The organism is Gordonibacter sp. RACS_AR49 (assembly GCF_030418435.1).
GTDB classification, from domain to species: Bacteria; Actinomycetota; Coriobacteriia; order Coriobacteriales; family Eggerthellaceae; genus Gordonibacter; species Gordonibacter urolithinfaciens.
Map to the genome: position 1 here is coordinate 1 of NZ_JAIUDM010000004.1, position 442 is coordinate 442.

The following is a 442-nucleotide window of genomic DNA, read 5'->3' on the forward strand; positions in this document are numbered from 1 at the left end:
CTATGTACACGGCTATGCGCGAGCTGCGACTACACGGGTATCTAATCCTGTTTGATACCCACACTTTCGAGCATCAGCGTCAGTTACAATCCAGTAAGCTGCCTTCGCAATCGGAGTTCTTCGTGATATCTAAGCATTTCACCGCTACACCACGAATTCCGCCTGCCTCAACTGCACTCAAGATATCCAGTATCAACTGCAATTTTACGGTTGAGCCGCAAACTTTCACAACTGACTTAAACATCCATCTACGCTCCCTTTAAACCCAATAAATCCGGATAACGCTCGGATCCTCCGTATTACCGCGGCTGCTGGCACGGAGTTAGCCGATTCTTATTGATAAAGTACATGAAAACATGTATACATAACCGAGTTTATTCCTTTATAAATGAAGTCTACAAAACATAGGGAAGTAATCATTAACGCTAATTGGCTGGTTCAG

Annotated in this window: 1 rRNA gene; it reads right to left on the reverse strand. The window is 44.1% G+C overall.

Going from position 1 to position 442, the window contains the following annotated elements:
* Nucleotides 1–442, reverse strand: a 16S ribosomal RNA gene (locus LB310_RS09195); the annotation flags it as partial.